At 67.8% G+C, this 4,798-nt stretch carries 2 protein-coding genes and 2 pseudogenes; all 4 read left to right on the top strand.

Annotation, left to right across the window (positions count from 1 at the left end; all coding sequences use genetic code 11):
- A pseudogene (gene gcvT, locus PHQ87_RS14505) lies at nucleotides 1-117 on the top strand (glycine cleavage system aminomethyltransferase GcvT); the annotation flags it as partial.
- A 42-nt stretch (nucleotides 118-159) separates the two neighbouring features.
- On the top strand, nucleotides 160-531 hold the full coding sequence (gcvH, locus tag PHQ87_RS14500) for a glycine cleavage system protein GcvH (protein WP_300235847.1): 372 nt from the start codon (nucleotides 160-162) through the stop codon (nucleotides 529-531).
- A 28-nt stretch (nucleotides 532-559) separates the two neighbouring features.
- The gene (gcvP, locus tag PHQ87_RS14495) at nucleotides 560-3,451 is read left to right on the top strand and encodes an aminomethyl-transferring glycine dehydrogenase (RefSeq protein ID WP_300235844.1); all 2,892 of its coding nucleotides are present in this window, start codon (nucleotides 560-562) and stop codon (nucleotides 3,449-3,451) included.
- Between the two features lie 124 nt (nucleotides 3,452-3,575).
- Nucleotides 3,576-4,798, top strand: a pseudogene (locus PHQ87_RS14490) (radical SAM protein); the annotation flags it as partial.

Here is a 4,798-nt window from a genome sequence, read left to right as displayed (position 1 = left end):
GTGACGCCCGCTCATGCTACGGTTGGCACCCGCGTCAACGCCATCGTGCGCGGCAAGGCCGTGCCCATGGAAGTGAGCGCGACGCCTTTCGTGCCCAACCGCTATGTCCGGGGCTAAGGCCCTACCCCTTGATTACCCATTTCCCACCTGGAGCCCACCATGACCACCAAGTACACCGAAGACCACGAATGGATCCGCGTCGAGGGCGACACCGCCACGGTCGGTATCACGGCCCATGCGCAGGATGCGCTGGGTGACGTGGTGTTCGTCGATCTGCCCGAAGTGGGCAAGACCTATGCCCAGAAGGACGTGGCCGGCGTCGTCGAGTCCGTCAAGGCCGCAGCCGACGTGTACATGCCCGTCAGTGGCGAGATCACCGAAGTGAACGAAGCCCTGCGTGATGACCCCTCGCTGGCCAACAGCGACCCGCTGGGTGCCGGCTGGTTTTTCAAAGTCAAGCTGAGCGAGCCGGCCCAGCTCGATGCCTTGCTCGACGCCTCGGCCTACGACGACTTCGCCAAGAACGCCTGACCCACCCCGACCCGCAGCGAGCCCGGCCATGCTGATGCCCTCCAACGCCCCCCTGGGCGAACTCGAAAACCCGTCGGAATTCATTGCCCGCCACATCGGTGTCAGCGCAACCGATGAAGCCCACATGCTCTCCGTCATCGGCGAGGCTTCGCGCCGTGCACTGATCGAGGGCATCGTGCCGCGTTCCATTGCGCGCGGCCAGGGCATGCAACTGCCCCCGGCCACCACGGAAGCTGCCGCACTGGCCGAACTCAAGGCCATTGCGCAGAAGAACCGGCTGCTCAAGAGCTTCATCGGCCAGGGCTACTACGGCACGCACACACCGGGTGTCATCCTGCGCAACGTGCTGGAAAACCCGGCCTGGTACACCGCCTACACGCCCTACCAGGCCGAGATTTCGCAGGGCCGCATGGAGGCGCTGATCAACTTCCAGACCATGGTGTGCGACCTCACGGCGATGCCGATCGCCAATGCCTCCATGCTGGACGAGGCCACCGCCGCGGCCGAGGCGATGACGCTGGCGCGCCGCACGGTCAAGAGTGCCTCCAACGTGTTCGTGGTGGCCGGCGACTGCCACCCGCAGACGATCGAGGTCATCCGCACGCGTGCCAAACCGCTGGGTATCGAGGTGGTGCTGGCCAACTCGGCCCAGGAATGGGAAGAGCGGCTGGCGGATGACCACTTTGCGGTGCTCGCGCAGTACCCCGCCACCAGCGGCCGCATCGATGACCTGCGCGCCGATGTGGAGAAGGTGCATGCGAAGCAGGCCGCCTTCATCGTGGCCGCCGACCTGCTGGCCCTCACGCTGATCGTGCCGCCGGGCGAGTTCGGTGCCGATATCGTGGTGGGGACCACGCAGCGCTTTGGCATGCCCATGGGCGCGGGCGGCCCGCACGCGGCCTACCTGGCCTGCCGCGACGAGTACAAACGCTCCATGCCGGGTCGTCTGGTGGGCGTGAGCGTGGACGCGCACGGCAACCCCGCCTACCGGCTGGCGCTGCAGACGCGCGAGCAGCACATCCGCCGCGAGAAGGCCACCTCCAACATTTGCACGGCCCAGGTGCTGCCGGCCGTGATTGCCAGCATGTACGCGGTCTACCATGGGCCGCAGGGCCTCAAGCGCATCGCGCAACGCGTGGCCAGCTACACGGCGATCCTGGCGCAGGGGCTGGAGCAGCTGGGCTGGCAGGCGCGCACCGGACAGGGTGCTTTCGACACCCTTTCGCTGCACACCGGCGCAGCCACGCAGGCGCTGGTGGCCAAGGGCCTGGAACTGGGTGCCAACCTGCGCGTGTACTTCGACGAGTACATCTGCATCTCGCTGGACGAGACCACGACGCGCGACGACCTGCAACTGCTGTGGACCATCTTCGCCAAGCCAGGGCAGACGGTGCCGGACGTCGCAAACTTCGAGAAGGGCGTGGAGCCGCTGATCCCGCAGACGCTGCGCCGCACCAGTGCGTATCTCACGCATCCGGTGTTCAACAGCCATCACAGCGAAACCGGCATGCTGCGCTACATCCGCGCCCTGTCGGACAAGGACCTGGCGCTGGACCGCAGCATGATTCCGCTGGGTTCGTGCACCATGAAGCTCAACGCCACCAGCGAGATGATTCCCATCACCTGGCCGGAATTCGCCAACATGCACCCGTTCGCCCCGGCCGACCAGCGGCAGGGCTACCGCGAACTGGACGAACAGTTGCGCGCCTGGCTGTGCCAGGCCACGGGCTACGCCGGCGTCAGCCTGCAGCCCAACGCCGGATCGCAGGGCGAGTACGCCGGCCTGCTGGCCATCAAGGCCTGGCATGAAAGCCGTGGCGAGGGCCACCGCAACATCTGCCTGATCCCCTCGTCGGCGCACGGCACCAACCCGGCCTCGGCCCAGATGGCCGGGCTGCAGGTCGTGGTCACCCAGTGCGACGAGAATGGGAACGTGGACATGGCCGACCTGCAGGCCAGGTGCGAGCAGCACAGCGCCAACCTGGCCGCGGTGATGATCACCTACCCCTCCACGCACGGCGTGTTCGAGACCACCGTGCGGGAGCTGTGCGAGCTGGTCCACCGCCACGGCGGCCGCGTGTACGTGGACGGCGCCAACATGAACGCGCTGGTGGGCGTGGCCGCACCGGGCGAGTTCGGCGGCGACGTGAGCCACCTGAACCTGCACAAGACCTTCTGCATCCCGCACGGCGGCGGCGGCCCCGGCGTCGGCCCGGTGTGCGTGGTCGAGGACCTCGTGCCCTTCCTGCCCGGCCATGCCACGGGTGGCGTGAGCAGCGGCGTGGGCGCGATCTCCGCGGCCCCGCTGGGCAACGCCGCCGTGCTGCCGATCTCCTGGATGTACATCCGGATGATGGGCGCCGAAGGCCTGACGCATGCGACCGAGGTCGCCATCCTGTCGGCCAACTACATCAGCCAGCGGCTGGCCGGACACTACCCCACCCTGTACGCGAGCGCCAACGGACACGTCGCGCACGAGTGCATCCTGGACCTGCGCGGCTTCAAGGAAACGAGCGGCGTGATGGCCGAGGACGTGGCCAAGCGCCTGATGGACTACGGCTTCCACGCGCCGACGCTGAGCTTCCCCGTCGCCAACACGCTGATGGTCGAGCCCACCGAGAGCGAGACACTGGCCGAGCTGGACCGCTTCATCGACGCCATGATCGCCATCCGCGAGGAAATCCGGCTCGTCGAGAACGGCACCTGGCCGCGCGACGACAACCCGCTCAAGAACGCCCCGCATACCGCGGCCAGCGTGCTCAAGAGCGAGTGGAACCACCCCTACTCGCGCGAGGTGGCGGCCGCGGCGGCGGCGAACCCGGTCAACACCAAATACTGGCCGTCGGTGGGTCGTGTCGACAACGTCTACGGCGACCGGAACCTGTTCTGCAGCTGCGTGCCGGTCTCGGAACTGGCCTGAGCCTGGCTTCGGTTGTTGCGGCCGGCCGGCGTGCCGGTCGCATTCGACACGCCGTGCGGTCAGGCAATCCGGGCGCATCAGGCTGGCCGCTGCCTGAGCCACATCTTCCGCGACAATCCAGTCCATGACCGCCGCTTTCCCGGTGCTGAGCCTCATCCCGCCGATGACGCAGCTCAACACCCCCTACCCGTCCACCGCCTACCTGACCGGCTTCCTGCGCTCGCGCGGCATCGAGGCTGCACAGGCCGACATCGCCCTCGCGCTGGTGCTGCGCCTGTTCACGCCCGGCGGGCTTGACGACGTCCGTGCCTGCGCCGACGCATTGCCCGAATCGCGGCGCAGCGCGAGCGTGCACGCCTTCCTGGACCAGTTCGCGGCCTACCGCGGCACCATCACGCCGGTGATCCGCTTTCTGCAAGGCACGGACTCGACCCTGGCCCACCGCATTGCCGCGCGCGGGCTGCTGCCCGAAGGGCCGCGCTTCGCGCCGCTGGATGTCTATGCCGAGACCGACCTCGGGGACAGCAACGAGGACCCGCTGGCCTGGGCCTTCGGCGCGCTGGGCACGCACGACAGGGCGCGTCACCTGGCCACGCTGTACCTCAATGATCTGGCCGACGTGATCCGCGATGCGGTGGATGGGCGCTTCGAGTTCGTGCGCTACGCCGAATCGCTGGCCAGCAGCCAGCCGAGCTTCGATCCACTGGCCCAGGCCCTGGCCGCGCCGCCGACACTCATCGACGAGTACCTGCGCGAACTCACGCTGGAGGCAGTGGAGCGCCATCAGCCCTCACTGGTGCTGCTGTCGGTGCCCTTCCCCGGTGCCGTCTATGCCGCCCTGCGCATGGGCCAGACCATCAAGGCCGCGCATCCCGACGTGCGCATCGCCCTGGGCGGCGGTTTCGTCAACACCGAACTGCGCGAACTGGACGAGCCGCGGGTGTTCGACTTCGTCGACTACGTGACGCTGGATGGGGGCGAGCGCCCGGTGCTGTCACTGATCGAGCACCTCCGGGGCCAGCGCGGCCCGCAACGCCTGTGTCGCACCTTCGTGCGCGAGGAAGGCCGCGTGCGCTACGTCAATCTGGCCGAGCCGGACATCCCATTCGAGGACATCGGCACCCCGACCTGGGACGGCCTGCCGATCGAGCGCTACCTGAGCCTGCTGGACATGCTCAACCCCATGCACCGGCTCTGGAGCGACGGCCGCTGGAACAAGCTGACCATTGCCCACGGCTGCTACTGGAAAAAGTGCAGCTTCTGCGATGTGGGCCTGGACTACATCGGCCGCTACGAGACGGCCTCGGCTCGCACGCTGGTCGACCGCATCGAGCGCATCGTCGAGGA

It is taken from the genome of Hydrogenophaga sp. (assembly GCF_028698005.1).
GTDB lineage: Bacteria > Pseudomonadota > Gammaproteobacteria > Burkholderiales > Burkholderiaceae_C > Hydrogenophaga.
Note: the sequence above shows the minus strand (reverse complement) of the source record. Positions and strands in the feature narration are given on the sequence as shown.

Coding starts and splice junctions, on each gene's coding strand:
- gcvH (WP_300235847.1), top strand. CDS start 160: ATGACCACCAAGTACACCGAAGACCACGAATGGATCCGCGTCGAGGGC.
- gcvP (WP_300235844.1), top strand. CDS start 560: ATGCTGATGCCCTCCAACGCCCCCCTGGGCGAACTCGAAAACCCGTCG.